Origin of the sequence: Paenibacillus whitsoniae (assembly GCF_003955665.1) — a bacterium.
Classification (GTDB): Bacteria; Bacillota; Bacilli; order Paenibacillales; family NBRC-103111; genus Paenibacillus_E; species Paenibacillus_E whitsoniae.
The window spans coordinates 1-313 of the sequence record NZ_RXHU01000173.1 but is presented as its reverse complement, the minus strand read 5'-3'; the positions used below and the strand labels follow the sequence as shown (position 1 = coordinate 313).

Below are 313 nucleotides of genomic sequence, written 5' to 3'. Positions count from 1 at the left end.
GAGGGGCTAGCCACTCTTATTTCAAGCTAATCCGTTTAAAACCCCAAAATAAGAGGGTTTTCCTCCTCTTATCTTCCAGCGGCGCTTCACCGGCGCAGTCACCTCCACGCAGGCAGCCGCCTGTACGCCAGCCAGGCGCTTCTTCATACGGCCGCGCTTGGCCCGCTGCAGCACTTCTCCCGAGGCGCCCACACCCGCGGTTCCCCGCACGCATCGGCGCCTCACCTTACCGCTTGCTCCGTGCAAGCGCAACAAAACAAACCATCGCCCCGAGCTCCAGCACGGCGATAATGACACCCAGCGGCACCGCGGT

The 313-nt window shown here is 62.0% G+C and carries 1 protein-coding gene; it reads right to left on the bottom strand.

The genetic code is table 11. From position 1 onward, the window contains the following. Window positions 1-21 precede the first annotated feature (21 nt). Complete coding sequence (locus EJQ19_RS32305; RefSeq protein WP_206438518.1) at window positions 22-210, bottom strand: hypothetical protein; 189 nt, start codon at window positions 208-210, stop codon at window positions 22-24. Window positions 211-313: the final 103 nt, after the last annotated feature.